Source organism: Edaphobacter lichenicola (assembly GCF_014201315.1).
In the GTDB taxonomy this organism is placed as follows: Bacteria; Acidobacteriota; Terriglobia; order Terriglobales; family Acidobacteriaceae; genus Edaphobacter; species Edaphobacter lichenicola_B.
The window spans coordinates 373,013-396,013 of record NZ_JACHDY010000001.1 but is presented as its reverse complement, the minus strand read 5'-3'; the positions used below and the strand labels follow the sequence as shown (position 1 = coordinate 396,013).

Sequence of the window (23,001 nt, the reverse complement as noted above, 5' to 3'; positions counted from 1 at the left end):
GCCTTTCGTCAAACCCGAGGAAGGTCTTCTGACGCCGTTTTGTCGAAATCGTTATTGAAGACGCTCAATGCTTTTTGCATCATCTCCGCTTGTCGCTGCACCAGCACCAGTTGCATGGTGCCGTGAACAGCGTCTTCATTAGCTCCTTCGACCGAGCCCTGTTCTACCAAGGCATTCGCAGCAGTGGGCTTTGCCCCATTCGCTGAAAACCGATTAGAACCCTCAGCGGAAAGGACTGATTTATCTGAAAAATCGAAGGCGCCGACCTTGCCTACAATTGCGCTGCCGTCTGGTGTAGAAACTGAGATGGTGCCGTCGGGGGATACGTAGATGGTGCCCGTGGGGATGGTGATGGGCTTGAGATTGGCATCGAGCACTGGCTCTGCCTGGCTTGTCTGGAGCACTCCTTTGGGGGAGCGGGAGAAAGCTCCATCTCTTGTGTACCGGATGCCGTTGGGGGTTTGGATGGCGAAGAATCCCTGGCCTTCGAGGGCTAGGTCCAGCGGATTGCCGGTAGCTTTCAGCTCTCCCTGTCCGAGATCGAGTCGGTTTCCTCCCAAGACTCCGAAGCCGTTTACGGATTGGCCGACCTGGGATGCTGTCTCGGGATCCTGATCGATGCCGCCTGCGAGAACTCCACTGAAGTAGTCGCGCTGGGCACGAAAGCCGGAGGTTCCAGCGTTGGCCAGATTGTTGGCCGCGGTGTCGAGCGCCTGCGTGCGTGCCAAGAGTCCTGTGTATGCTGCGTAGAGTCCGCTGTCCATGCCACGAGCTTATGCAGTTCGGTGGCCGAAGTTGGAGAGGTGATGGTTAGAAAGTGCTAAGGGGAGGTTCGTTCAAGGTTGCTGTTGATCCGCCGATACAACAGTTAGACCAGAAGATGTGTTGGGAGGGTCGGTGCGAGCGCTAATTATTGATGATTCGGCAGTGATGAGGAAGGTAATCGAACGGGCGTTGCGGCAGGCGGGCCTCGAACTCAGCGAGGTGTTGCAGGCTTCGAATGGGGAGGAGGCGTTGCAGACTCTTCGTGACAACCAAGGTTCGGGTGGGCTGGCGTTGATCCTGAGTGACATCAATATGCCGGTGATGGATGGACTGCAGTTTCTGGAGGCTCGGAAGCAGGAGAATCTGGCGCAGGGCGTGCCGGTGGTGATGATTACGACTGAGGGCAATGAGAGCTTTGTGCTGCGGGCGATCGCTGCAGGCGCGCAAGGCTACATCTGCAAGCCGTTCACGGCCGAGCAGGTGAAGGCGCGGGTGCTTCCTCTGTTGCGTGCGGCTTAAGCGGTTCTGTTGTTGCTCATTGTCGTCCGGCTTTTCGGCTGGAGCTTCGTTCGTTGAGATCAGTTGGAGCTTTGTTAGTTGCATCGGTTGGAGCTTTGTTGGTTGAGAGTTGCTTGAGTTATTCCGGAATACAAACCTGGAGCGGGAAGAGGACGATTGTGTCAAATACGCAGGATGAGGCAGTGACTCGGCTGGATTCGGCTGTCGCAGAAGTTTTTGAGACGATGCTGGAGAGAAGCTGCGACCCTTTGGAGGGCGAGGTCGACACGGTGGAGGGGCGGATCGTGGCGAGGATTCAATTTACCGGTGCCGTGGATGGCGAGTGCCTGTTGTATGCGAGTCAGGCTACTGCGTCGGTGACTGCTGAGGCGTTGTTGGGGACGCCGTCAGAGCCGCACGATCCGATGGTGGACGATGCGATCGGGGAGCTTTGCAATATGATCGCCGGCGGCTGGAAGAGCAAGCTTGCCTCACCGGACTCCAACTGCACGATCTCGACCCCCGCTGTCACTCGGGATGGGCTTGAGGGGTATCAGGCTAAGTTCGGGACCAAGTTCAGCCGGAAGTATTCGTTTCAGGGTAATGTTTTCGGGGTAGTACTGGCATTCTAGGGAGGTGCCCCCCCCCTATTACCAGCGCGTAAGTCTTTTATTGTTAACGACTTACGAGAAGCGGCTGTTCGCAAATGCTTCATTTCAAACAGGTTGCTCGCAGATTCCTCAAGGCAAAGGACTTACGCAAGCATCTGCTGGCACATGCTGATTGAGAGAGTATCTTCGGATAGATCACTGTATTCAGTATAGCTGGTGGGATGTAACTCATACGCCACGCGGATCTGTCTGATGAAATGGGACTTAGCATGATGTGGGCCTTGACATGATTTCGGTGAAGAAGCGGCGGGTGATGCCAAGGCGTTGCCGTGTGGGGCTCATCGTGTGGCGCGTTTGAACGCGGGCCGAAGCGAAGGGTTTTTGCCAGGAGCAAGTACAACTGCCAGGGACTTCAGCGGCTAAAAGCCGCAATGCAATCAAAGCATTTGCGGCACGGAGACCCAAGACTAAAGCCTTGGGCTACCAGCCGTGCCCTAAGCAAAACAGACTCTTTCAGCAACCTTTTAAAGTCAGGTCGGCTAAGTCAGGTCGACGCGCTGAACGTCGTAACGCGTTGAACATCGCGTGTTGAAGGGCGCTCAATCTAGGCTTAGACGGTTTGTCAGGTGGGTGGAGATTTTGGTTGACAGCATACCCACTGGTTGGTATTGTGCTTGTCACACAGGGTCCCGCTCATGATCGACAGCCGGCACGAATCGAAGACGAAGTTTCTGGATGCGGCGATGCGCGTAATCCGCGTCAAAGGGTACACGGCTACGCGCATTGAGGATGTCTGCGAAGAAGCTGGCCTGACCAAGGGAAGCTTCTTCCACCACTTCAAGAGCAAGGAAGAGCTGGCTACGGCTGCAGCGGATCACTGGAGCGAGATTACTGGGGGGGTGTTTGCGTCTGCGCCGTATCGCGAGCTCCCCGATCCGCTGGATCGCGTTCTTGCTTATCTGGACTTCCGCAAGGCGATTCTGCCGGGAAGACCGTTGTCTGACTTTACGTGCCTGGTGGGAACGATGGTGCAGGAGGTCTACGACACCAATCCTTCAATACGGGAGGCGTGCGACAGGAGCATCAGCGGCCACGCTGCGACCGTGGAGGCGGACATCGCGGATGCAATGCAAAAGTACGGCATCGTTGCGGAGTGGACTGCGCAGAGTCTGGCGCTCTACATGCAGGCGACGCTGCAGGGAGCGTTCATTCTTGCCAAGGCCAAAGGCGGCCCCGAGATTGCAGCCGCCTGCATCGATCACCTGCACCGGTATATTGAGATGTTGTTTCTCAATCCGATTCCAGGAGAGCACTTCATGACAGAGGTTCGACAGCAGGGAGTTAAGCCAGGTTCTGAGGAGTTGGAAGCGCCGCGGTTTGAAGATGGAAGGCCGATGTTGCTGGCTGGATTGCGTGGTGAGTACACGATGGCGACGATGCGAGAGATTCCGGCGCTGTGGCAGCGTTTTGCTGCTTACCTGGGCAAGATCCCAGGACAGGTTCGCAGGGTGGCTTATGGGGTTTGTTTTCCTTCGTCGGAGGGTTTTGGCTATATGGCCGGAGTCGAGGTACGAAGTGCGGAGGGACTGCCTGAAGGGTTCAGCGTGGTGACGATGCCCGTAGAACGATATGCGGTGTTCAAGCACAGGGGCCATGTCTCGAAGCTTTCGGAGACCTGCCGCGCGATTGAGCACGAGTGGCTGCCGCGGTCCCAACACTCGTTTGCGCTGGGGACGCCGGGGGCGCCGGGTTTCTTCGAGCGTTATGGCGAGAGCTTTGATCCGGAGGTCGGCGCGGGCGATGTTGAGGTGTGGGTGCCGATTCGTTAGTGTCCGGAACCTAACTGCGTTCAGAGGCAGCAGCATTTTTGCAAGGGGACGATAGAGAACAACGGCGTGGAGAGGATGGCCGGAAAGGGACGAGCGGTTTGGGTAGGACGGGGTTCGTCGGGATCCTTCGCTCCGCTCAGGATGACAGCAAAGGCTTGGTACATGAAGCTAAATCAGAGAGGAGAACAACGATGGCGACAGCAGCAATGCAGAATGTTTCGAAGGATCATGCCGACGTTCTGGCGGTGATCGATCAACTCAGTAAGACGAATCATGACAAAGATGCTGCCGGATTTGCGGCGTTGTTCGCGGAGGATGCGTCCGACTACAATCTGGCTCCGCCGCTCTCTCATCGTGGAATCGATCGACGCGAGAAGCAGGCGTGGTTTGATTCCTGGGATGGACCGGTGGAAGTGGAAGCGCGTGATTTTGAGGTGACGGTCAGTGGCGACGTTGCGTTCGGTCATGGCTTTATGCACATGAACGCCACCTCGAAGGCGGGGGCGCGACTGGTCAGCTTCTGGATGCGCTCCACTCTTCATCTGAAGAGGGAGGCTGGTCAGTGGAGGATCACACATTCACACACGTCGGTGCCGTTTTACATGGATGGCAGTCTGCGGCCGGCGTTTGATCTGCAGCCGTAAATAACAGAACAGAGACGTGTAGAGCGAGTTGGAAGGAGGAGGATTTTATGATCACCGAAACGTTAGCTGCGCCTGTTGTCAGTCGCGAGCTTGTGGTGAAGCGCACGATCAAGGCGCCGCGCGAGAAGGTATACAAGGCGTGGACCGATCCGGAGATGATGAACCGATGGTTTGCGCCGGCGCCGATTACGACTCCAGTTGCGGAGCTGGATGTGCGGCCGGGTGGCTCGATGCGAGTGGTGATGCGCGGTCCGGATGGAGCGGAGTATCCGTGCAGCGGGGTTTATCTGGAGGTCGTCGACAACGAGCGGTTGGTCTATACCGACGCCTATACGAACGCGTGGGAGCCGTCGGAGAGTCCATTCATGACCGTGATTTTGACCTTCGAGGACGCTGGAGGAGGTACGGATTACACGGCTCGGGTAAGGCACTGGACCGTTGCGGATCTGAAAAAGCATGAACAGATGGGCTTCCATGAAGGCTGGGATAAGTGCGCGGACCAGCTCAAGGCTTTGTGCGAAAGCTAAAACAATGACGCGGGCCGTCGTTGAGGAGAGAAGAGCATGATCGAGACGCCGAAGGTTATCGAGGCTACTGCACTGCCTATGGCCTTTCTTCCTCTCAAGGTTCCGGCCTCGGAGATACGGAAGGTCATGATTCCCGGGTTGAACGAGGTGAAGGCCGCGGTTGCCGCACAAGGAGTTGCCGAGGCCGGACCATGGTTTACTCACCACCTGACGAAGCCGAAGGATACCTTCGATTTCGAGATCTGCGTGCCGGTTGCCGCGCCGATTGTGGCTGCGGGCCGTGTGCAGGCTGGAGTGTGGCCTGCAATGAAGTTGGTGAGGACGGTCTACCACGGAGACTACTCTGGACTCGGTACGGGGTGGGGCGAGTTTGAAGCATGGATCGCGAAGAATGGGTATAAGACAGCAGAGGACCTGTGGGAGCGCTACCTGACCGGCATGGAGGCGGGTCCGGACCCGGCTAACTGGCGAACGGAGTTGAATCGTCCGCTTGTGGGTGCATAGGATTGAATAAAACGTAGCAGAGGTTGATACAAATACGGTGATCCTTCACTCCGTTCAGGATGACAGCCAAAGGCCTGATACGGGACTTTGCCCGACTGCGATAAAAAGCCCGACTTCGCTTGATGCGGAGGCCGGGCTTTTTGTTTTGCGGAGCGCTTTATTTGGCAAACTGCGAGTGACTACTTGACGACTGACTGGAAGAGCGGGGAGGTGAGGAGGCTGGCGAACTGACTGTCGGAGGAGGAGTAGGAGACGGTCAGGGTGCCGGCGTTGGAGTCGATGGTGGTCTGATCGAGCGCGGACTTCTCGAGCGGCGAGCCGGAGTTCTTGCGCAGGATCGAGACGCCCTTCATGAGGGTGGCTGCGGTGGCTGCGGTGATGGTGTCGGACATGACGACGGCCATGTCGAACTTGACGCCGTTCTGGAAGTCCATGGTGTAGCGGCTGCTCTTCATGCGGTTCTTGACGGTGTCGTAGTCGGCGAGTTGAGAGGCGTCGCCGAGGACGCTCTTCATCATGGTCTGGGTGCCTTTGGCGTCGAGCAGGCTCCAGACGGCCTTGGTGTCTACGACGTTCATCTCGTTGACCATGTCGCCGTTGGAGAGGAAGTTGGAGCTGATGCCATCGCGGGCGTCCATCGCTTCACGCACTGCATCTTTGTCGCCGAAGACCATGGTGGTCTGGTTGAGGAAGACGACGCTCATGCCGTTGGAGCCCATGGGATAGACGCTGTTATTGCGGATCATGGTGGGCTTGATCTTGTTCTTGGTGAAGTTGGCCATGACCTCGCGGGTGTGGAACTGGCCCTGGGCGATGCCTACGATGCGGGTTCCGTCACCCTTTGCATCGCGGAAGGCGGCGAAGGCGAGGACGTCGGCGTCCTGGTCGACCTTGAGGCCGGAGCTCTTGAGGGCGGTCTCGAGGCGCTTTAGCTCGGGGGGGAGGACGCGGTCTTTGAGGTCCATGGCGGCGGGGGAGTTCTGCATGGCGCGATAGTCGACGACGATGAGCTGCTGAACTTCCTTGGGGGTGGCGGACTTGGCGTCGCTGGAGAGCTGGGCGGCGGAGGCGAAGTTGGGGGCCATCATGGTCGCCGTCATGGTTGCAATGACGACGGCGGTGGTGAAGAGGGTGCGCTTGGGCTTGTTCATTTGTTTCCTTTACTCCTTGAGCTACTGGCAGTGTAGCTGCAATACCACCATTGTTCCGTGAATACGCGCTGGTTGCAAGACTGGATGGGTGAGGTTTCTGTTAGCAAGCTTGCTACTTTCGTGGTAGATGGGGTGGCTTTGGAATAACTAGTGCTGAGGCCACGAGATGGGGGAGTGGAGTCTGCGCTCGAGTACCTTGCCGTCGGGATCGAAGCCAGTGATTTGACGTACCCAATCAGAATCGGGCTCATAGGCGGCCTGGGGAATGAGACCGATGAGTTCGGCATCCTGGATGAGGACGCCGTGGCGCTGGGCGAGATGCTGGACGGTGGCGTGGACGTGGTGCATGGGAGTGACGCGGAAGTCGGTGACGTTCATGCTGACCTGGGCTCGGCCGTTGGCGAGGACACCGATGGCTTTGACGCCGTGGAGGCCACCGTTGGCGGCGCGGATGTCGCGGGCGATGGCGCGGGCGGCGGCGATGTCGGGCTGCTGGAGGTGGATGTTGTAGGCGATGAGGAAGCTGCGGGCGCCGACGGCGGAGGCTCCGGCGGTGGCGTGGAGCTCGGGGCCGCCGATGTCGGGGCGGCGGGTGGCGTCGCGGAGGGCGGCGTCGCGGAGGCCTTCGAACTGGCCGCGGCGGACGTCTTCGAGCAGGACGCGGTCGGGGCGGGCGGCGGCGGCTCCGTAGAAGTAGACGGGGACGCCGTAGCGGCGCCAGATGAGGAGGCCGGCCTGGCGGGCGAGGACCGCGCAGTCGGCGAGGGAGGCTCCGCTGACGGGGATGAAGGGGATGACGTCGGCGGCGCCGATGCGGGGGTGGACGCCGTTCTGCGTGGTGAGGTTGATGAGCTCGGCGGCTTTGCCTGCGGCGCGGACGGCGGCTTCGACGATGCCGGTGGGCGAGCCGGCGAGGGTGACGACGGAGCGGTTGTGGGCGGTGTCGAGGGACCAGTCGAGCAGGCGCACGCCTTCGACCTCGGTGGCGGCGACGATCTGCTCGACCTTGGCGGCGTCCGTGCCTTCAGAGAAGTTGGGGACGCACTCGACGATGGCTTCTGGGTTCATGGTGGTGTGTCAGCGGGTTAGCGAGTTAGCCATTTAGCGGTTAGCCGGTTGGCCGGTTGGCCGGTTGGCCGGTTGGCCGGTTGGCGACAAGATACATGTTTACTTGTTACTTCCACCAGGTGTAGCCGAGGGAGAACTGGACGCTGGCGTTGACGCCGGGGTTGCGGTCTCCGAGGGAGGCGCTGGAGATGTGGACACCGTTGGCGCTGAAGTCGATGGAGCGGCGGGGGCGGAGGAAGTAGTGGAGGCCGACGCCGCCCTGGGGGGTGAAGTTGAAGACGCTGGCATCGGCGTATTTGCCGTCGTTCTGGGAGTTGTAGGGTGGTCCGCCGAAGGCTGGGTACTTGTGGTTGGTCCAGAGGAGACCGCCTGCGGCTTGTCCCCAGAAGGAGAACTTCTTTGTGCCGACGACGTTCCAGCGGAGGATGATCGGGGTGACGGAGGCTCCGGTGTAGGTGCCGCCTACGGTGTAGAAGGGCGTGCACTGTGCCGGGGTGCCGGGCGGGTTGGTGCAGAAGGGGCGCTCGAACTTGGGCGTGTAGGACTGCCAGAAGGGGAAGGCCTCGACGGCGTACTCGAAGTTGCCGCGCAGGGGGCCGTGGCCCATGTTGCCGGTGAGGACTTTGCCGGCGTGGACTCCAGCCATGATGAACTTGAAGTCGTTGCGATTTTCGGTGAGGCCGAAGCCGCCTTGCACGATGGCTCCGATCTCGAGGGGCTGGTGGCCTTTGGGATCGAGGAAGGGATTGTTCTCGTTGCTGACGATTGCCTGGCCGGAGGAGGGTCGAGCGGCGGCGAGCAGGAGGGCGGTCCAGAGGGCGGTCGCTCCAAGGCGTGCGAGTTGCTTGATCACTTAGGTCTCCGAGGTTGGTTGCAGAGGAAGGCCGGTTGCAGAAGAAGGCCGCCGGTGCACGGCGGCCGTTTTGGGCTTAGCTGCCGTTTTCGATCAGTGGCTGGCGTTGGCGACTGCAGCTTCGTCGAAGTCGAAGTTGGAGTAGACGTTTTGCGTGTCGTCGAGGTCTTCGATGGTCTCGAGGAGGCGGATCATGGCGTTGGCCTGCGTGCCTTCGAGTTTGGTGTAGGTCGAGGCGATCTTGGTGACCTCGGCGTGTTCGGGGGTGATCTTTGCGGCCTTGAGGGCTTCGGTGACGGCTTCGAAGTCCTTGGGGTCGCAGAGGACTTCCCAGTTTTCGCCTTCGTCCGAGAGATCTTCGCCGCCGGCATCGAGGACGATCTCGGTGAGCTTGTCTTCCGATGCGGCTGATTTGGCGATGGTGATGACGCCCTTCTTGGTGAACATCCAGGAGACGGAGTTGGACTCGCCGAGGTTGCCGCCGTTCTTCGAGAAGGCGTGGCGGATCTCGCTTACGGCACGGTTTTTGTTGTCGGTGAGGACGTCGACGATGAGGGCGACGCCGCCGGGGCCGTAGCCTTCGTAGGTGATCTCCTCGTAGCTGACGCCTTCGAGTTCGCCGGTGCCGCGCTGGATGGCGCGCTTGATGTTGTCGGCGGGCATGTTCTCCGCCTTGGCGGCGGCGATGGCTCCGCGGAGCCGGGGATTGCCGTCGGGGTCGCCCCCGCCGGACTTGGCGGCGATGGTGATTTCCTTGATGAGGCGGGTGAAGATCTTGCCGCGTTTGGCGTCTGTGGCGCCCTTTTTGTGCTTAATTGTCGCCCATTTTGAGTGGCCGGACATGGACTACCTCGGTGTTGATTTTGCGTGTGCCTACGATCAGTTGTGGGCTTGCGCGACCTTGCGATTTTAGCATGTTGAGGAGAGGAACATGCATCCCTGTAGAAGCTGTCCTGCCGGACGGGCCTCCTGCGCGGAGTGCGGGCGTTCGCACGCCTTTTTTGAGCTTCGCCCGGTCCTCCCGTTGGTCGGAATGAACTTTCTCGCGACCAACGGGAGGGCCAACCGAAGGGGTATACAAGTCACGAAGTGACCGCCCCACGCGCAGTGGGCCCGTCCGGCAGGACAGCTTCTTAGAAGAGGGTTCGCGCTGTCGCGCGAATGCCCACATCTCAAAATCGAGATATGGGGCACCCGTCGTCTTTGAGGTTTTGGCATGTTGAGATGAGGAAGCGCGTGCTGCGGGCTGGTGTAACTGTTTCGGCGGCGGGCGAGTCCTATTGGTAGATGGAGAGATCGAACATTAGAAGATTAGCGATCGGGCAGACTCCGGTTCGAGGTTGGGATGAGATGTTGGTGGGGGCTGAGAACCGTGGTGATGTGCGCTTGCCTGGCGTTGCTCTGGGCTGGTTGCGTGGGATGCGCGCAGGATGGTCATCGAGGATGGCGGGGGGAGCGGATCGTTGCTTCGCAGAGCTTTGGCGAGGGGGGAGCGACGATTCAGGTGGACTTTGCGGCGGGCGATCTAGATCTTTCGCAAGCAGATGTTGTCTCGTGGATTCATGCGTCGGCTCACTCGGTGGCGGTGTTCTACGGCAGGTTTCCGGTGGCTCGGGCGCGGGTGGTGATTGAGCCTATTGCGGGCGATTCGGATTCTATTCACGGGACGACGTGGGGTGGGGTGGGTGGCTTCCCTGCCGTGACACGAGTTCGTCTGGGCCAGCATGTGACCAAGGACGCGCTGAAGGATGACTGGGTAATGACGCATGAGTTTGTCCATACGGCGCTGCCGGATCTTCCGGACGATCAGCATTGGATGGAGGAGGGGCTGGCTACGTATGTTGAGCCGATTGCGCGTGCCGGGACTGGCCGGTTGACGGAGGAGAGGGTGTGGGCGGAGTTTCTGCATGAGATGCATAACGGTGAGCCGGAGCGCGGGGATCGAGGCTTGAACGAGACGCAGACGTGGGGACGGACTTATTGGGGCGGGGCAATGTTTTGTTTGATGGCGGATGTGTCGATTCGGCGTGAGACGAATGACAGGAAGGGGCTGAAGGATGCGCTGCGTGCGGTGGTGGCGAGCGGGGGCGGGATCGATAAGGACTGGCCGCTGTCGCGGGTGTTGCAGATTGGGGATCGAGCGACGGGGACTAGTGTACTGACTGATATGTATGCGAAGTGGAGTGAGAGGCCGGTGCCGGTGGACCTGGTGGCTCTATGGAAGGAGCTGGGCGTGAGCGCGGGACCGAACAATGGAGTGGTGTTTGACGCGAAGGCGCCGCTGGCTGCGGTGCGGCAGTCGATTAGTGCTTCGAGATGATGAGTTTTTGGTGGGAAGGACAAAATCAAAAGCAGATCCCTGCGGGCGACAAACCAAAATCGAAAGTTTTCTCATAAACCCGTTTCGGGAAGTTGGCGGTGCTACCCTTTTCCGCGCTAACCTCTACCGATGGGACTTGACGCAGTAGAGATCGTCCTGCGCACAGAAGAACTCTTCGTCATCACCATCGGAGACGACGAAGCAGCTGCCGTCCGCACTGTCGGAGACTTCTACAACCTGATCTGTTCGAAGATGAATGTGGCTCCGCTCCAATCCCCCGTCACCTCCGCAGAGCTTCCCAGGATCACGCACAAGGAAAAAAGTTCTTGTTCCTTTCCACGCACACGCCGCTGCCAGCCCCGCCGGAAGTTCTGCCTTGGTCACCCCAAAGTGTATGGAACGCTCTCGTCGCCGTCTTTGTCGATCAACAAGGCCTGAATCCGGAAGAGATTCTCTTCCGCGCCCGCATCGTCCAAGACCTCGGCATCGATTGAAGCCGGGTGGTCCTTGTCATGTTACGGAAGCAGAGGCGAAATGCGGGGGTCTCTCCACTGCGCTACTCACGATCAGACTGTGAGTAGCTTCGGTCGAGATGACGTTTTCTTGGGAAGGGATGAGAGACGCAAAGCAGATCCCTGCGGGATGACAACAAGAAAGACAACAGCAACTGCAAAGGCCGCGGAGATTGCAAAGGCCCAGAGATCTAGAGGAGTTCGGGGGCGAGGAGGTCTCGCATGGTTTCGCGGCGGCGGATTAATTTCGTGGTGGCGCCGTCGATGAGGAGTTCGGCTGGGCGGGGGCGGGAGTTGTAGTTCGAGGTCTGGGACATACCGTAGGCTCCGGCGTCGAGGAGGAGGAGCAGGTCGTTCGGTTTGACTGGGGGCAGGACGCGGTCGCGGGCGAAGAAGTCTCCGGACTCGCAGACGGGGCCTACCACGTCTACTTTGTTCTCGCCGGTCTCCGGGAGGGGCTGCTTCCCTGCTGGTTGTTTGGCTGGCTCTTTGATGGGGATGATCTCGTGGTGGGCGTGGTAGAGCGCGGGGCGGATGAGGTCGTTCATGCCGGCGTCGGTGATCACGAAGGTTTTTGTGCCGTTCTTTTTGACGTAGAGGACGCGGGTGAGAAGCGCGCCGGCCTGCGCGATGATGAAGCGGCCGGGCTCGAGGAGGAGATGGGCGGATTCTGTGCCGAGACCTTTGGTGAGAGCGGCAGCGTATTTGGCTACTTGTTTCGCGGGGTCAAATGCTGTCGTGCCGTAGTCGATGCCTAGACCGCCACCTGCATCGATGTAGCGGATGTTGTGGCCGTCGCGGCGCAGGTCGGCGATGAGGCTGGTGACGCGGGTGAGGGCTGCGGCAAAGGGATCCACTTTGCGGATCTGCGAGCCGATGTGGACGGAGACGCCGGCGGGATCTAGCCACTTCATTTTTTTTGCGCTGCGATAGATGGAGCGGGCGGCTTTGATGTCGATGCCGAACTTGTGCTCGCTGAGGCCGGTGGAGATGTAGGGATGGGTTTCGGCGAAGACGTCGGGGTTGACGCGGAGGGCGAAGCGGGCGACTTTGCTGCGGGCTTCTGCGCGTGCGGCGAGGAGATGGAGTTCGGCTTCGGACTCTACGTTGAAGAGGAGGATGTCGGCGTCGAGGGCGGCGTCGATCTCCCATGTTTGCTTGCCTACGCCGGAGAAGACTACTTTTTTGAGGGCGGGCTTGTGAGCTTTGCGGACGCGCTCGAGTTCGCCGCCGGAGACGATGTCGAAGCCTGCTCCCTGCTTTGCGAGGAGGCGCAGGATGGCGAGGGAGGAGTTGGCTTTGATGGCGTAGCAGATGGTGTGGGGGTGGGCAGCGAAAGCGTCTTTGAAGAGCTGGAGGCGGTGGGAGATGTGCCGGGCGGAGTAGACGTAGAGCGGTGTGCCGTGTTCGGCGGCGAGCGTGGTGAGGTCGGCTCCGTCGCAATGGAGGAGGCGGTCGCGGTAGACGAAGGGGCGTGGATTGGCCTCGATTGGAGGCGGAGTGGCGGCGATCTTTTTTGACAAAACCTTATTTGGCAAAACTTAGGTGCTCTTTACGGGAAGCGCGTAGGGGGCTTCGGGGATGATGACCCAGGCGGCGATGTAGGCGATGGCGCCTACGCCGGTGAGGACGATCATGAGCGCGGTGAGGACGCGGACGAGGTTGAGGTCCCAGCCATAGTGAATGGCGAAGCCTGCGCAGACGCCGGCGATCATGCGGTTGGTGCGCGGGCGGGTGAGTTGTGTGGTGGACGGATAGTAGCCCATCGGGGGAGCGGCGGCAGGGGCAGCGGGGGCTCCGCATGCCGGACAGAAGCGGGAGGAGGGATCGACTTGATTGCCACAGTGGGAGCAGAACATAAGTGTCTCCGAGAGCTTCTATTTTGCCATATGCTCTCGTGGTTGAATACGCAAAGATTGTGCTGATGGTTCAGTTTGGCCCGACGGTTAGCGGTTCAGCTGCTGGGAGAAGAAGTCGGCCATGTAGCCGTAAGCTTCTTTGGTCTCGGGGAGGCTGATGTCGTTCCAGAAGGCGTGAGGGAGGGCTTCGAAGACGATGAGGCGGGCGTCGTCTCCGCTGCGGAGGAAGGCGCGGTGCAGGATGCCGGTGCCGCTGAGCAGGATGTCGCGGCCGCTGGTGATGAAGAGTGTCGGAGGCATGCCGTGGAGGTCGGCGTAGAGGGGCGAGAGGACGGGATCTTTGGGGTTGGTGGTGCCGGTGTACTCGGTGCTGCGGGGCTGGGTGCCTGCGACTGGGAGACTGCCGGTGAGGCCGCGGAGGGCGTACATGGACCAGGAGTCGCCGTTCTGGCTGAAGTCGCCCATGCCGGAGAAGATGCCGAGCGCGGCGGGGAGGGGGAGGTTGAGCTGCTTGAGACGGACGGCTACTTCGGCAGTGAGGATGGCTCCGGCGGAGGTGCCGTAGAGGGCGATGTGGGCGGGCTTGTAGGTCTTGAGGAGGTCGCGGTAGACGGCGATGGTGTCGTCGACGGCGGCGGGAAAGGGGTGCTCGGGGGCGAGGCGGTAGAGGACGGAGACGACACGGGTGTGGGTGAGGTTGGCGATGGGGATGGACTCGGTGAAGGAGCCGGAGTCGGAGTTGAAGCCGCCGCCGTGGACGTTGATGAGGACGTGGTCGGGATGTACGTCTTCGAGGGGGAGGACGTTGCGGACGGGGACGTTGGCGATGGTGAGGGATTCGATCTTGACGGGGTAGGCTTTGCGGGATGTTTCGCCTGCGCTGGTCTGCCAGGCGTCGATGGCGGTGCGGCGCTCGGCGAGGGTTTGGTCTTCGGCTCCGGCGGGGCGGCGTAGGGAGGCTTGGGCCTCGGGGCTGATGGTGGTGGGGACGGGAATGACGCGGGTGATGTGGGCGGTGCCGTTGGCGTCGAGGACGCTGGTGTTGGTTTGCGGGGGCTGCTGGGCGGAGAGGGTGGTGGTAAGGGCAAGGAGGGTGGCGGCAAGAGGGCGATGGCTTCGCATAGATACGTTTAGGCTAGCAGTCTTTTGGTTATGGTCGACGATCCCTACACGTCCTAACGACGGTGTCGTTCATCGAGCGGGACGCCAGCGTACTTCATTGTTACACCACTTCCCTGTGTTCGAAAGAAATGCACGTCTGAACTGCTCAAGTCACATGCACTGCAGTCGATTAGTACTTCACTCTCTGAAAGCCATGCGATTTTGAGATGGTGGTTCGAGTTGTTTGTCTCAAACAAAGTGTTTGTTTGACCGCTGCCGTCAACAGTCACGTCGAAGATCGGAGATCCGTTAGTCCTTGTACATGTGTTCATGCTGTAAGTGAGCGTTCGTTTACCACTCGGCGAAGATGCAGTGCTAAGAATTGAAGGTTGGGCACAGTGACAGCTTGTCAGGAGCGTGATTGATCCTAACAATAGAAGAGTTCGGAGAGTTGAACCATCAATTACGGCAGATCGCTTCATTACCATGTACGTAGGCTTTCCGAGCTACTTGCCGGTGTAGGGGGTCTTCAGGTAGCGGTGGGCTGCGTCGGATTGGGATTGGTCGCCGCCTCCGGATGAGGCTAGCTCGTACTGTTTGGTGGCTTCGTCGCGTTTGTGGAGGAGGTCGAACATCTCGCCGGCGTTGAGTTGGGCGCGCCGGCGAATCCAGTCGCTGCAGGTGGGTTGGGCGGCGGCCTTGAGGTAGTTCTGGGCGGCGTCGGCGATCTGGTTCTGGCCGCGCTGGGTGTCGGCGAGGCCGAAATAGGTCATGTGGAGGCGGGGTTCGATGAAGTAGCCGGGTTTCTTTGCGTCGTCGAGGATGGCGTTGTAGAGCGCGATGGCGGCGGGGCCGTTGCCGGAGTCTTTGGTGAGGTTGGCGACCTCGAGGCGGAAGAGATAGTCGTGGGGATACTGGTCGGCGAGGCCCTTCTGGACGACGATGGCTTCGACGTAGCGGGCGTCGTGGCGCAGGAAGAGCGAGAGCGCGGTGCGGGACTCGATGGGTGTGACGATGCCGTGGGCGGCGGACTCGCGAAGGAGGTCGAGGCCTTTTTCTTTGTTGCCTCCTACGCCGGCGATGCCTACGAGCATGCGGACGAGGCGAGGGAGGCTGGCGACGGCAAACTGCTGGATGCCCATGGCCATCTTGGCGTCGGCGTAGTCGGGGTCGATCCTGAGGGTGGCTTCGCTGTCGTTGCGCGAGGCCAGGCCCTGACGGGCTGCGGCGACGTAGCTGTGATCGACGAGCGTGATGAAGGCGGCGTGCATGCCGCGGGCGTATCCGCGGGCGAAGTAGGCGTTGGCGTCGTTGGGATTGGATTTGATCTGCTGGTCGGCGAGGGCGACGGCGGAGTTGGTGAGAGATTCGATGCGGTCACGGATGGGCGGGGGGACGGGAACATTGCGCTTGGAGGTGAGAAAGGAGTCGTGGGCGTAGTAGGTGGTATCGAGCAAGTCCTGACGATAGAGTTCGCGGAAGACGAGGGTGAGCAGGATGTTGCCGATGGCGATGACGCTTTGCGGGTTGGCGCGCTGGACGGCCTCGAAGCGGGAGAGAGCACCTTCGTAGTCGAGGTCGTAGAAGTGCTCGAAGGCGTCGCGAACCTGGGGGGTGAGGTTGACGGGGTCGGTGTGGGCGGCAGGGTTGTAAGACTGCGAGTTGGAGGGAGCAGCCAGCGCGAGGGCGAGGAGGAGGCTGAGAGTTTTGACGCTGCGTTTTATGGTTCTTCTCCGGGCCTGGACGGCGAAGCGTTTGAGGTTGGCAGCCTGGGATGCAGACTCTGATTCCGGAAACTTCTCTGATAGCGTACACGGAGTTGGACGCATAACACCGCAGACTGTACCCTGTGGGCACCGGAACCGGCTACGATGCCGGTATTCTTCTTTGCTGTGGAACGGGCATATGACACGGGTTGAGTTGCTTCAGTTACTGGTCGGGCAGGCGCGCACCAACGGGTTCGAGTTTCGTAGATGGTATGTGGGGAAGCTTGGTTTGCCTTGGCAGAGCGCGCGGCATGCGGTGGAGATGCTGGCGGCGGAGCGTCGTTATTATGCGCTGCTGTTCTCGCATGAGTTTGCGTCGACGTTCTGGAAGCCGGGAGAGCTGATGACCTTCCAGGTTCCGATGCAGTCGTTTACACGCAGAATGAAGGATGGGTCGATTGGGACGGTGCAGCGCAAGGGGTACACGCGACGGAGCGCGCGGGAGGATGCGTGGCTGTATCACCTGAAAGAGATGGCGGCTGCCGAAGAGCCGCTTCGATATATGCGGCGTTATCTGCGGGTCGAGGATGATCTGGAGGAAGAGACGGCTGAGGCTGCGGCAGGCCGGTTGGAAGAGTAGGCCGCAGATCTTACCGGTCTGGCAGATCTCTGAACGACATCCTTCTTATGCCTGGTGAGTTGGTTGCTCGATGGGCGAAAGACTGTGGGCTTTGCGGATGGCGAGGATCTGCTTGAGGTGATGCTCGCCGTGAATGAGCTGGAACTTTCGCCATTGGTTTACATTGAGCGGACCGAGGACTGCGTGGCTCGCAAATTTGCAGGTGGTTCCGAAGAGTTCTTCGGCTTCGCCGCAGAGCACATCGAGGTGAGCCAGATGTTCGGCGGCGGCGGTGGTGAGATCTTCGCCGCAGAGAGGATGGGACGTGGGAGCCGGCGTTACCATGGGCGGGGCCTTGCGGCCGTGCGGGAAGTAGCCGAGACGGATGAGGGTGTATTGGCCGAGATGCTGGGGGATGCTGGGTTTTGCGCGGGTGGGGGCTCGTTTGGCGAGGCGGGCGTTGAGAGCCAGCTCGGTGCCGGAGTAGCTGAGGAGGAGATGCTCCATGATCTGCTGGATGGTCCACTTGTGAGGACGCGAGGGTGGCTGGAGCTGCGTTTGAACGGCGTCGAGTCCGTCGAGGGAGAAGGCTATCTCGCGCTGGAGGCGATGGAGGGTTGAGTTCATAAGCAGAATCACGTTACACCGGTTAGAGACGTGGCGGCTAGTGTTCTCTGCGGGGGTGCGGGGCGATGGTCTGGCAGAGGACTACAGGTGGCAACTACTTTAGTTGATCCAACGCCTTATGGGCTTGTTTCGCGTTTTCGCCATCGGGATCGAGCTTCAGGTAAGTCTGGAACTCGGCGATGGCTTCGTCTTTCTTCTTCATCTTTTGCGCGATCTCGGCGAGGGCGTAGTGAGCGGCTGAGTAGTCGGGCTGGATTTTGACGGCGTCCTGGGCGCGAAGATAGGCGCCGGGAAGGTTGTCGTCGCGCATGTAGAACTTTGCGACCTTGAGGTCTTCGTCGACGCGCTCGTCGTCGGTCTGAACGCGTTTGACCTTGGGGAGCTTGCGGTGGACGGAGCTGCCTTCGGTGCCTGGCTTCGGCAAGTCTGTGTCGGGAACGGCGTCTGGGTCTGGGGTGCTGGAGTCGGAGCTGCTGCTACTGCTGGAGTCGTCGCCTGGAAGCCTGGGGGCGGGGGCTGTGGGGAAGGGATGCTGCTCTGCAGCGGAGGAAGGTGTTGTGGTGGAGCTGGGGGATTCGGGCGGGGGTGTTGCAGAGGTGGACGGCTTCGCGGGGCTGCCGGGAAAGGGGAACTGCTCGGCGACTGAGGGCTTCTTTGCCGATGGAGGCGGGGAGCATGGCGCGGCGGGTTGGGATGTGTTCTGGCCTGGGGCTGGGCATGGCGGGGGTGGATTTTGCGCAGGCGTGGTCTGTGCGTGGCAAGCTACGGAGAGGAAGAACGCAGCGAGCAATGCGCGAATTTTCGGACCGGTTGCCATAAGGTGCAGATCTCGTTCGGTACTTGGACGATGTTGCGAGGTGGTTTGTTATAGTCAGCTCACCTGGCCTATTTCCCTGCCACTATTTTATTTAGATGGAACTTCTTTGACTATGGTTGATGGGCTGATTATTCGTTCTTCGTCGATTCATGCAGCGGGCTGCTATACCACTCGGGCGATAAAAAGGGGGAAGCGGGTCTGCGAGTATGACGGGCCGCGGTTTACCAAAGACGAGGCGGACGATAGATACCAGGACCGGGATATCACCTACCTGTTCAGCTGTGGGGAGAATGGATTGGTGATCGACGGATTTGGGACGGCTATGTTTATCAATCACTCGTGCGATCCGAACTGCGAGTCGGAGAATGTCGATGGCAGGGTGTTTGTTGTTGCGATTCGGGATATCGCTGCCGGGGAGGAGCTGACCTATGAGTACAACCTCTACGACAGTGACGATGACGAGCAAAACTGCTACTGCGGAGCGACGAAGTGCCGGGGGACGATGTTCAGCGAGGCTGAGGTGAAGCGGCGGGCGCGGAAGGCTCGGGCTTTGGCTAAGGCTGGGCGTTAGTTTTGAAGCTACAAAAAGCTAAAGGCGTGCTGCGCGCACGGCGATCTGCCATCGAGGCTGACGCGCCTTCAGCGCCTTTCGTCGCAGAGGATAAGTGGGCTGGCGATGGGCGATACAATAGAGGCTGCGGATCGGTCGCGACAGTTGTGACTTCCCTACCTTTTCTATATGGCATATCAGGTACTTGCTAGGAAATACCGGCCCCAGCGTTTCGCAGATGTTGCGGGACAGGACCACGTGACCGTGACGCTGATGAATGCGCTGACGCAGGGTCGCATCGCGCATGGATATATCTTCAGCGGACATCGCGGCATTGGAAAGACGACGATTGCGCGCATTCTGGCGATGGCGCTGAACTGCCGGAATGCGATTGGGTCGGCGGTGCGGCCTACGGCAGAGCCGTGCGAGGTCTGCGAGAGTTGCACGGAGATCAGAGCGGGCAATGCGGTCGATGTGATTGAGATCGACGCGGCAACCAATCGCGGGATCGATGAGATTCGCGAGCTGCGGGATGCGGCGCGGTATCGGCCGGCTCGGGATAAGTACAAGATTTACATTTTGGATGAGGCTCACCAGATTACGGATGCGGCGTTTAATGCGCTGTTGAAGACGCTGGAGGAGCCGCCGGATCATATCGTCTTTATGATGGCGACGACGCAGCCGGAGGATATTCCGCAGACGGTGCGGTCGCGGTGTCAGCACTTCAGCTTTCATGCGGTGAAGCTGGTGGACATTCTGGGCGAGCTGCGCGGCATTGCAGAGCGGGAGGGCGTGGATGCGGATGAGTCTGCGCTGAGCCTGCTGGCCGAGGCTGGCGATGGGTCGATGCGCGATGCGCTGTCGATTATGGATCAGGCGATAGCGAGCGCGCCGGTGGAAGATGGGCGGCCGCGGCTGGATGCGGGGCAGATTCGGGAGCTGATGGGGACGGTTCCGAATGCGGTCTTTGAGCGGATACTTGAGGCGGTGGATGGAAATCGCAGCGCCGAGGTGATTACGGTTGCGAACCAACTGTTGGATGCGGGAAACTCTCCGGCGCAGTTGGCGCGGCAGTTTGTCAGGTATCTGCGGAATGCTGTGATCGCGAAGATTGCGGGTATCGGCGTGGATGGGGCCGGAGCGGATGGAGTGGCGGGAGAGCTGCTGCAGGTCTCGGCCGATGAACAACGGCGCGCGGGGCGGTCGGCTGCGTTGTTCAGCGAAGAAGAGCTGACGCGATTTTTGCAGGTGATGCTGAGGACGTTCGATGAGCTGGGATACCGGCAGGAGCAGCGGTTTCACTTCGAGCTGGGATTGCTGAAGCTGGTGCATCTGCGGCGGCTGTTGCCGATTGAAGAGGTGTTGAGTCAGTTCCCTGTTGGCGGCGGCTCGCGGCCTGGCCCGGGTGTGGCGACGGCGAGGACGGTGAGCACGGCTTCGACGCCTTCTCGAAGTCCGGTGAGTGGAGCTGCGACGGCGCGAGTGTTGGAGACGAGCGCAACGGTGGCGAGTGCCAGACCGGCGTTTTCTCCGTTTGAAAAAGACCAGAGTAGAAATCGGTTTGACGAGAAGGCGATAGCGGCTGCGCCGATTGCAATTGTGCCTGTTGCTGCTCTCGTTGTGCCGATCGCGGCGCCGATGCCTGTACCTGCGGCAGAAGCGACGCCGGCTCCCGTGGCGACTCCTGCGGAGATGGTGCTGACTGACTGCGATTCGATTGGAGCTGCGCTGGCGACAGAAGGTTTGGCAGTTGCGGCTTTGCCGGTGGTGGAGAAGCCGATTGAGACGGCGGTTGAGAGGCCGGAGACTGCCGGGAGTGCGAGCAGCTCTGATATGCAACCAACTTCGTTACACTCGGCGGAGGAGCTGCAGAGGGTGGCTGTTGATGCTTTGTCGGCCGCTAAGAATCAGGCGACGCCGGCGGATGCTCTGGCGGATGCAGAGTGGTCCGTGACGGAGAACGAGATTCGGGTGCAGACGGAGCTCTCAAAGACGATGCTGCCGATGGTGATCAATGCGGAGGCAGAGAAGCTGACAAGGGCTGCGCTGCGAGATGCGGGCGCTGGAGCGTTGAAGCTGGTGCTGCTGCCGGGCGTGAAGAGCGCAGCCAGTGCAAAAAAGCCGAGGGCGGCGAAGAGCGGAAGCGTCCAGGCAAAGGCCTTGGAGCATCCAATTGTGCAGAGGGCGCAGACGTTGTTCAATGCTGAGGTTCGGAATGTAATCGATCTGCGGGATAACGATTAGCACGATACAGCGTTGGGGGTGAGGATGGATTTTTCTGATCTGGGCAAGATGAAAGAGATGATGGGGCAGGCGAAGTTGATGCAGGAGCAGGTGGAGAAGAAGCTCGCTGCAATGGTGGTGGAGGCTTCGAGCGGCGGAGGAGTGGTGACGGTGCGGATGAATGGGAAGAAGGAAGTCCTGCGGGTGAAGATTGAGCCGACTGCGATGGGAAGTTCGGCGAGCGATCTGGAGTTGCTGGAGGATCTGATTGCCGCGGCAGTGAATGAGGCCGGGCGGCGGGCAGATGAGGCGATGAAGTCGAGTGTGGCCGGGATGATGGGTGGGCTGGGCCTGCCGGATCTGCCGGGGTTGAGCTAAGTGGCTGGTTCGTTCCATGCAGCGCCTAATCGTTTTGCGGAGCCGATGTCGCGGCTGATCGAGGAGTTGAGGAAGCTGCCTGGAATTGGCTCCAAGAGCGCACAGCGACTGGCGTTTCATGTGCTGCGCTCCTCCGCGGAGGATGCCGAGGCGTTGTCGACGGCGATCAGGGAGCTGAAGCTGCATCTGCGGCTTTGCTCGGTGTGCAACAACATTACCGACGTCGATCCTTGTGGATATTGCACGAATCCGGTGCGAAATCAGCGGGTGGTTTGTGTGGTCGAAGAGCCGACCAATATTGCGACGATTGAGAAGACGCGGAGTTATCACGGGGTGTATCACGTGTTGCATGGGACGCTCTCGCCGATTGGCGGGGTGGGGCCGGAGCAGTTGCGGATTGCGAATCTGCTGACTCGTCTGCTGGAGGTGGATGAGGTGATCCTCGCAACTTCACCGACTACCGAGGGCGAGGCGACTGCTGGATATCTTGCCCTGGAGTTGCGCAAGGCGAAGGGCGATGTGAAGGTGACACGGATCGCGACGGGTGTGCCGGCGGGGAGCGATATCGAATACGCCGATGAGGTGACGATGACACGAGCGATGGAAGGGCGGCGTGAGTTTTAGCTGCTGAAGCTGAGACGATCTGCTTGAGTGGACTCGGCTTCTTGAGTGGACTCGCCTTCTTCGTCGCTTCCCAAGATTAAGAATCGCTGAATGGCTCGTCAACACTGTGTAACAAGGCGGTGTTATAAAAACAGGATGACTTTGAATAACACGCTGTCCCGCCGCGGCTTTCTTCGACAGAGTTTTGCTTTTAGTGCGTTAGCTGGGCTTGGGAGTCTGCCTTCTTTTGCTGGTTCGAAGCCTGCGCGGTCCCCGGGTGGATCGCGGTTGTTGATGGTGGGGGATTGGGGTTATGAGGACTTCCAGGCTCAGAGCCGCGTGGCCACTGCGATGCAGGCTTATGTGGGGGCGCAGGGGTTCAAGACCGAGGGGCTGCTGATGCTGGGTGACAACTGGTATGGGCCTCTGCCGGGTGGTGTGAAGGACCCGCGGTGGCAGAGGCAGTTCGAGGAGATGTATCCGAAGAGTGTGTTCGATTGCCCGGCGTATGCGATTCCTGGCAACCATGACTATCAGACGATGCCAATGAGCAAGGTTGCGGCGGAGCTGGAGTATGCGAAGGCGGGCGGGACGCGGTGGACGATGCCTTCTCTCTGGTACAGCTTCGAGTTTCCGGTGAAGAAGCCTTTGATGACGGTGATTGCGCTGGATAGCAATATGCCTTTCGCGAGTGGATTGCCGACGAAGGGCGTGAACTTTACGTTGACTCCAACGCAGCAGGCTGAGCAGTTGGCGTGGCTGGCGGCGGAGTTGGAGAAGCCTCGGAGTACTCCGTTTCTGGTGGTGATGGGGCATCATCCGATCTTTTCGAATGGGCCGCATGGGGATCATAAGGTGCTGGTGCGGGACTGGGAGCCGCTTCTGCGGAAGCATAAGGCTCATATGTACCTGGCCGGGCATGACCACGATATGCAGCACCTGGAGTTTGAGGGGCATCCTACTTCGTTTGTTTTGTCTGGTGGCGGTGGGGCGGATCTCTATCCGCTCGTCATCGATGAGGCTCAGCGTGGGCCTTATGCGGCGCGGGTATATGGGTTCAGCGATCTGGAGGTTACGCCGGAGATGCTTACGTTGAGGCATCTGGATGAGAAGGGGCGAGTGATCCACGCCTTTACTAAGAAGCTGGATGGCACGGTTACTAACTTCGCTTAAACGCCTCCCGGCGCTTCGCTTCGTCACTGTCTTCACTGCGAAAGATTTTGTCCTGCCGGACGG

25 protein-coding genes are annotated in these 23,001 nt (G+C 60.0%); 14 read left to right on the top strand and 11 right to left on the bottom strand.

Annotation, left to right across the window (positions count from 1 at the left end):
- Window positions 1-8: 8 nt before the first annotated feature.
- Window positions 9-764 carry a flagellar hook-basal body protein gene (locus HDF09_RS01650; RefSeq protein WP_183760631.1) on the bottom strand — a complete coding sequence of 252 codons (756 nt, stop codon included), beginning with the start codon at window positions 762-764 and terminating at the stop codon, window positions 9-11.
- A gap of 118 nt (window positions 765-882) precedes the next feature.
- On the opposite strand from HDF09_RS01650, the gene HDF09_RS01645 reads away from it, so the two are divergent.
- The 6 genes from HDF09_RS01645 to HDF09_RS01620 all read left to right on the top strand — a co-directional run bounded on the left by HDF09_RS01645 (window position 883) and on the right by HDF09_RS01620 (window position 5,378).
- Window positions 883-1,284: a response regulator gene (locus HDF09_RS01645; RefSeq protein ID WP_311718368.1), complete on the top strand. Its 402-nt coding sequence runs from the start codon at window positions 883-885 to the stop codon at window positions 1,282-1,284.
- A 158-nt stretch (window positions 1,285-1,442) separates the two neighbouring features.
- Window positions 1,443-1,895 carry a chemotaxis protein CheX gene (locus HDF09_RS01640; RefSeq protein ID WP_183760627.1) on the top strand — a complete coding sequence of 151 codons (453 nt, stop codon included), beginning with the start codon at window positions 1,443-1,445 and terminating at the stop codon, window positions 1,893-1,895.
- Window positions 1,896-2,569: 674 nt separating this feature from the next.
- On the top strand, window positions 2,570-3,703 hold the full coding sequence (locus HDF09_RS01635; RefSeq protein WP_183760625.1) for a GyrI-like domain-containing protein: 1,134 nt from the start codon (window positions 2,570-2,572) through the stop codon (window positions 3,701-3,703).
- Between the two features lie 191 nt (window positions 3,704-3,894).
- The gene (locus HDF09_RS01630) at window positions 3,895-4,347 is read left to right on the top strand and encodes a YybH family protein (protein WP_183760623.1); all 453 of its coding nucleotides are present in this window, start codon (window positions 3,895-3,897) and stop codon (window positions 4,345-4,347) included.
- Between the two features lie 47 nt (window positions 4,348-4,394).
- Entirely contained in the window at window positions 4,395-4,874 is a 480-nt protein-coding gene (locus tag HDF09_RS01625; RefSeq protein ID WP_183760621.1) for an SRPBCC family protein, read from the top strand.
- Window positions 4,875-4,910: 36 nt separating this feature from the next.
- Entirely contained in the window at window positions 4,911-5,378 is a 468-nt protein-coding gene (locus HDF09_RS01620) for a GyrI-like domain-containing protein (RefSeq protein WP_183760618.1), read from the top strand.
- A 179-nt stretch (window positions 5,379-5,557) separates the two neighbouring features.
- Here HDF09_RS01620 and HDF09_RS01615 read toward each other — a convergent pair whose 3' ends face one another.
- The 4 genes from HDF09_RS01615 to HDF09_RS01600 all read right to left on the bottom strand — a co-directional run bounded on the left by HDF09_RS01615 (window position 5,558) and on the right by HDF09_RS01600 (window position 9,293).
- Window positions 5,558-6,529, bottom strand: a complete 972-nt coding sequence (locus HDF09_RS01615) for a hypothetical protein (RefSeq protein WP_183760616.1) — start codon at window positions 6,527-6,529, stop codon at window positions 5,558-5,560.
- Window positions 6,530-6,676: 147 nt separating this feature from the next.
- Window positions 6,677-7,597, bottom strand: a complete 921-nt coding sequence (ftcD, locus tag HDF09_RS01610) for a glutamate formimidoyltransferase (protein ID WP_183760614.1) — start codon at window positions 7,595-7,597, stop codon at window positions 6,677-6,679.
- 106 nt (window positions 7,598-7,703) lie between these two features.
- The gene (locus HDF09_RS01605) at window positions 7,704-8,450 is read right to left on the bottom strand and encodes an acyloxyacyl hydrolase (protein WP_311718362.1); all 747 of its coding nucleotides are present in this window, start codon (window positions 8,448-8,450) and stop codon (window positions 7,704-7,706) included.
- A gap of 93 nt (window positions 8,451-8,543) precedes the next feature.
- Window positions 8,544-9,293, bottom strand: coding sequence for a YebC/PmpR family DNA-binding transcriptional regulator (locus HDF09_RS01600; RefSeq protein WP_183760612.1), 750 nt, complete (start codon window positions 9,291-9,293; stop codon window positions 8,544-8,546).
- A gap of 502 nt (window positions 9,294-9,795) precedes the next feature.
- Between HDF09_RS01600 and HDF09_RS01595 the strand changes: the two genes are divergently transcribed.
- Both HDF09_RS01595 and HDF09_RS01590 read left to right on the top strand, forming a co-directional pair.
- Window positions 9,796-10,770, top strand: a complete 975-nt coding sequence (locus HDF09_RS01595) for a hypothetical protein (protein ID WP_183760611.1) — start codon at window positions 9,796-9,798, stop codon at window positions 10,768-10,770.
- 129 nt (window positions 10,771-10,899) lie between these two features.
- The gene (locus HDF09_RS01590; protein ID WP_183760609.1) at window positions 10,900-11,208 is read left to right on the top strand and encodes an acyl carrier protein; all 309 of its coding nucleotides are present in this window, start codon (window positions 10,900-10,902) and stop codon (window positions 11,206-11,208) included.
- A 265-nt stretch (window positions 11,209-11,473) separates the two neighbouring features.
- On the opposite strand, the gene lysA is transcribed toward HDF09_RS01590, so the two are convergent.
- The 4 genes from lysA to HDF09_RS01570 form a co-directional block, all read right to left on the bottom strand.
- Window positions 11,474-12,805, bottom strand: coding sequence for a diaminopimelate decarboxylase (gene lysA, locus HDF09_RS01585; RefSeq protein ID WP_221269976.1), 1,332 nt, complete (start codon window positions 12,803-12,805; stop codon window positions 11,474-11,476).
- An 18-nt stretch (window positions 12,806-12,823) separates the two neighbouring features.
- Window positions 12,824-13,141 carry a PspC domain-containing protein gene (locus HDF09_RS01580; RefSeq protein WP_183760607.1) on the bottom strand — a complete coding sequence of 106 codons (318 nt, stop codon included), beginning with the start codon at window positions 13,139-13,141 and terminating at the stop codon, window positions 12,824-12,826.
- Between the two features lie 87 nt (window positions 13,142-13,228).
- Window positions 13,229-14,263: an alpha/beta hydrolase fold domain-containing protein gene (locus tag HDF09_RS01575; protein ID WP_183760605.1), complete on the bottom strand. Its 1,035-nt coding sequence runs from the start codon at window positions 14,261-14,263 to the stop codon at window positions 13,229-13,231.
- A 485-nt stretch (window positions 14,264-14,748) separates the two neighbouring features.
- On the bottom strand, window positions 14,749-16,071 hold the full coding sequence (locus HDF09_RS01570) for a tetratricopeptide repeat protein (RefSeq protein ID WP_260180858.1): 1,323 nt from the start codon (window positions 16,069-16,071) through the stop codon (window positions 14,749-14,751).
- A gap of 76 nt (window positions 16,072-16,147) precedes the next feature.
- On the opposite strand from HDF09_RS01570, the gene HDF09_RS01565 reads away from it, so the two are divergent.
- Window positions 16,148-16,588, top strand: a complete 441-nt coding sequence (locus HDF09_RS01565; RefSeq protein ID WP_183760603.1) for a hypothetical protein — start codon at window positions 16,148-16,150, stop codon at window positions 16,586-16,588.
- Window positions 16,589-16,633: 45 nt separating this feature from the next.
- On the opposite strand, the gene HDF09_RS01560 is transcribed toward HDF09_RS01565, so the two are convergent.
- The gene (locus HDF09_RS01560; protein WP_183760600.1) at window positions 16,634-17,194 is read right to left on the bottom strand and encodes a DUF1569 domain-containing protein; all 561 of its coding nucleotides are present in this window, start codon (window positions 17,192-17,194) and stop codon (window positions 16,634-16,636) included.
- A 94-nt stretch (window positions 17,195-17,288) separates the two neighbouring features.
- Window positions 17,289-18,011, bottom strand: a complete 723-nt coding sequence (locus HDF09_RS01555) for a tetratricopeptide repeat protein (protein WP_183760598.1) — start codon at window positions 18,009-18,011, stop codon at window positions 17,289-17,291.
- Between the two features lie 112 nt (window positions 18,012-18,123).
- On the opposite strand from HDF09_RS01555, the gene HDF09_RS01550 reads away from it, so the two are divergent.
- The 5 genes from HDF09_RS01550 (at window position 18,124) to HDF09_RS01530 (ending at window position 22,938) form a co-directional block, all read left to right on the top strand.
- Window positions 18,124-18,582, top strand: coding sequence for an SET domain-containing protein (locus HDF09_RS01550; RefSeq protein ID WP_183763086.1), 459 nt, complete (start codon window positions 18,124-18,126; stop codon window positions 18,580-18,582).
- 168 nt (window positions 18,583-18,750) lie between these two features.
- Window positions 18,751-20,805 carry a DNA polymerase III subunit gamma/tau gene (gene dnaX / locus HDF09_RS01545; RefSeq protein WP_183760596.1) on the top strand — a complete coding sequence of 685 codons (2,055 nt, stop codon included), beginning with the start codon at window positions 18,751-18,753 and terminating at the stop codon, window positions 20,803-20,805.
- 24 nt (window positions 20,806-20,829) lie between these two features.
- Window positions 20,830-21,162, top strand: coding sequence for a YbaB/EbfC family nucleoid-associated protein (locus tag HDF09_RS01540; protein ID WP_183760594.1), 333 nt, complete (start codon window positions 20,830-20,832; stop codon window positions 21,160-21,162).
- A 45-nt stretch (window positions 21,163-21,207) separates the two neighbouring features.
- Window positions 21,208-21,786, top strand: coding sequence for a recombination mediator RecR (gene recR, locus HDF09_RS01535; protein ID WP_183763072.1), 579 nt, complete (start codon window positions 21,208-21,210; stop codon window positions 21,784-21,786).
- A 135-nt stretch (window positions 21,787-21,921) separates the two neighbouring features.
- Window positions 21,922-22,938, top strand: coding sequence for a metallophosphoesterase (locus tag HDF09_RS01530; protein ID WP_183760592.1), 1,017 nt, complete (start codon window positions 21,922-21,924; stop codon window positions 22,936-22,938).
- The last annotated feature ends 63 nt before the right edge of the window (window positions 22,939-23,001 follow it).

Excerpts from the sequence above, each read along its gene's own strand:
- recR (WP_183763072.1), top strand. The coding sequence starts at position 21,208 with ATGTCGCGGCTGATCGAGGAGTTGAGGAAGCTGCCTGGAATTGGCTCC.
- HDF09_RS01530 (WP_183760592.1), top strand. The coding sequence starts at position 21,922 with ATGACTTTGAATAACACGCTGTCCCGCCGCGGCTTTCTTCGACAGAGT.
- HDF09_RS01580 (WP_183760607.1), bottom strand. The coding sequence starts at position 13,141 with ATGTTCTGCTCCCACTGTGGCAATCAAGTCGATCCCTCCTCCCGCTTC.
- HDF09_RS01620 (WP_183760618.1), top strand. The coding sequence starts at position 4,911 with ATGATCGAGACGCCGAAGGTTATCGAGGCTACTGCACTGCCTATGGCC.
- HDF09_RS01575 (WP_183760605.1), bottom strand. The coding sequence starts at position 14,263 with ATGCGAAGCCATCGCCCTCTTGCCGCCACCCTCCTTGCCCTTACCACC.
- HDF09_RS01615 (WP_183760616.1), bottom strand. The coding sequence starts at position 6,529 with ATGAACAAGCCCAAGCGCACCCTCTTCACCACCGCCGTCGTCATTGCA.
- HDF09_RS01650 (WP_183760631.1), bottom strand. The coding sequence starts at position 764 with ATGGACAGCGGACTCTACGCAGCATACACAGGACTCTTGGCACGCACG.
- ftcD (WP_183760614.1), bottom strand. The coding sequence starts at position 7,597 with ATGAACCCAGAAGCCATCGTCGAGTGCGTCCCCAACTTCTCTGAAGGC.
- HDF09_RS01595 (WP_183760611.1), top strand. The coding sequence starts at position 9,796 with ATGAGATGTTGGTGGGGGCTGAGAACCGTGGTGATGTGCGCTTGCCTG.
- HDF09_RS01600 (WP_183760612.1), bottom strand. The coding sequence starts at position 9,293 with ATGTCCGGCCACTCAAAATGGGCGACAATTAAGCACAAAAAGGGCGCC.
- HDF09_RS01630 (WP_183760623.1), top strand. The coding sequence starts at position 3,895 with ATGGCGACAGCAGCAATGCAGAATGTTTCGAAGGATCATGCCGACGTT.
- HDF09_RS01570 (WP_260180858.1), bottom strand. The coding sequence starts at position 16,071 with ATGCGTCCAACTCCGTGTACGCTATCAGAGAAGTTTCCGGAATCAGAG.
- HDF09_RS01550 (WP_183763086.1), top strand. The coding sequence starts at position 18,124 with ATGGTTGATGGGCTGATTATTCGTTCTTCGTCGATTCATGCAGCGGGC.
- HDF09_RS01625 (WP_183760621.1), top strand. The coding sequence starts at position 4,395 with ATGATCACCGAAACGTTAGCTGCGCCTGTTGTCAGTCGCGAGCTTGTG.
- HDF09_RS01590 (WP_183760609.1), top strand. The coding sequence starts at position 10,900 with ATGGGACTTGACGCAGTAGAGATCGTCCTGCGCACAGAAGAACTCTTC.
- HDF09_RS01635 (WP_183760625.1), top strand. The coding sequence starts at position 2,570 with ATGATCGACAGCCGGCACGAATCGAAGACGAAGTTTCTGGATGCGGCG.
- HDF09_RS01565 (WP_183760603.1), top strand. The coding sequence starts at position 16,148 with ATGACACGGGTTGAGTTGCTTCAGTTACTGGTCGGGCAGGCGCGCACC.
- HDF09_RS01540 (WP_183760594.1), top strand. The coding sequence starts at position 20,830 with ATGGATTTTTCTGATCTGGGCAAGATGAAAGAGATGATGGGGCAGGCG.
- dnaX (WP_183760596.1), top strand. The coding sequence starts at position 18,751 with ATGGCATATCAGGTACTTGCTAGGAAATACCGGCCCCAGCGTTTCGCA.
- HDF09_RS01555 (WP_183760598.1), bottom strand. The coding sequence starts at position 18,011 with ATGGCAACCGGTCCGAAAATTCGCGCATTGCTCGCTGCGTTCTTCCTC.
- HDF09_RS01560 (WP_183760600.1), bottom strand. The coding sequence starts at position 17,194 with ATGAACTCAACCCTCCATCGCCTCCAGCGCGAGATAGCCTTCTCCCTC.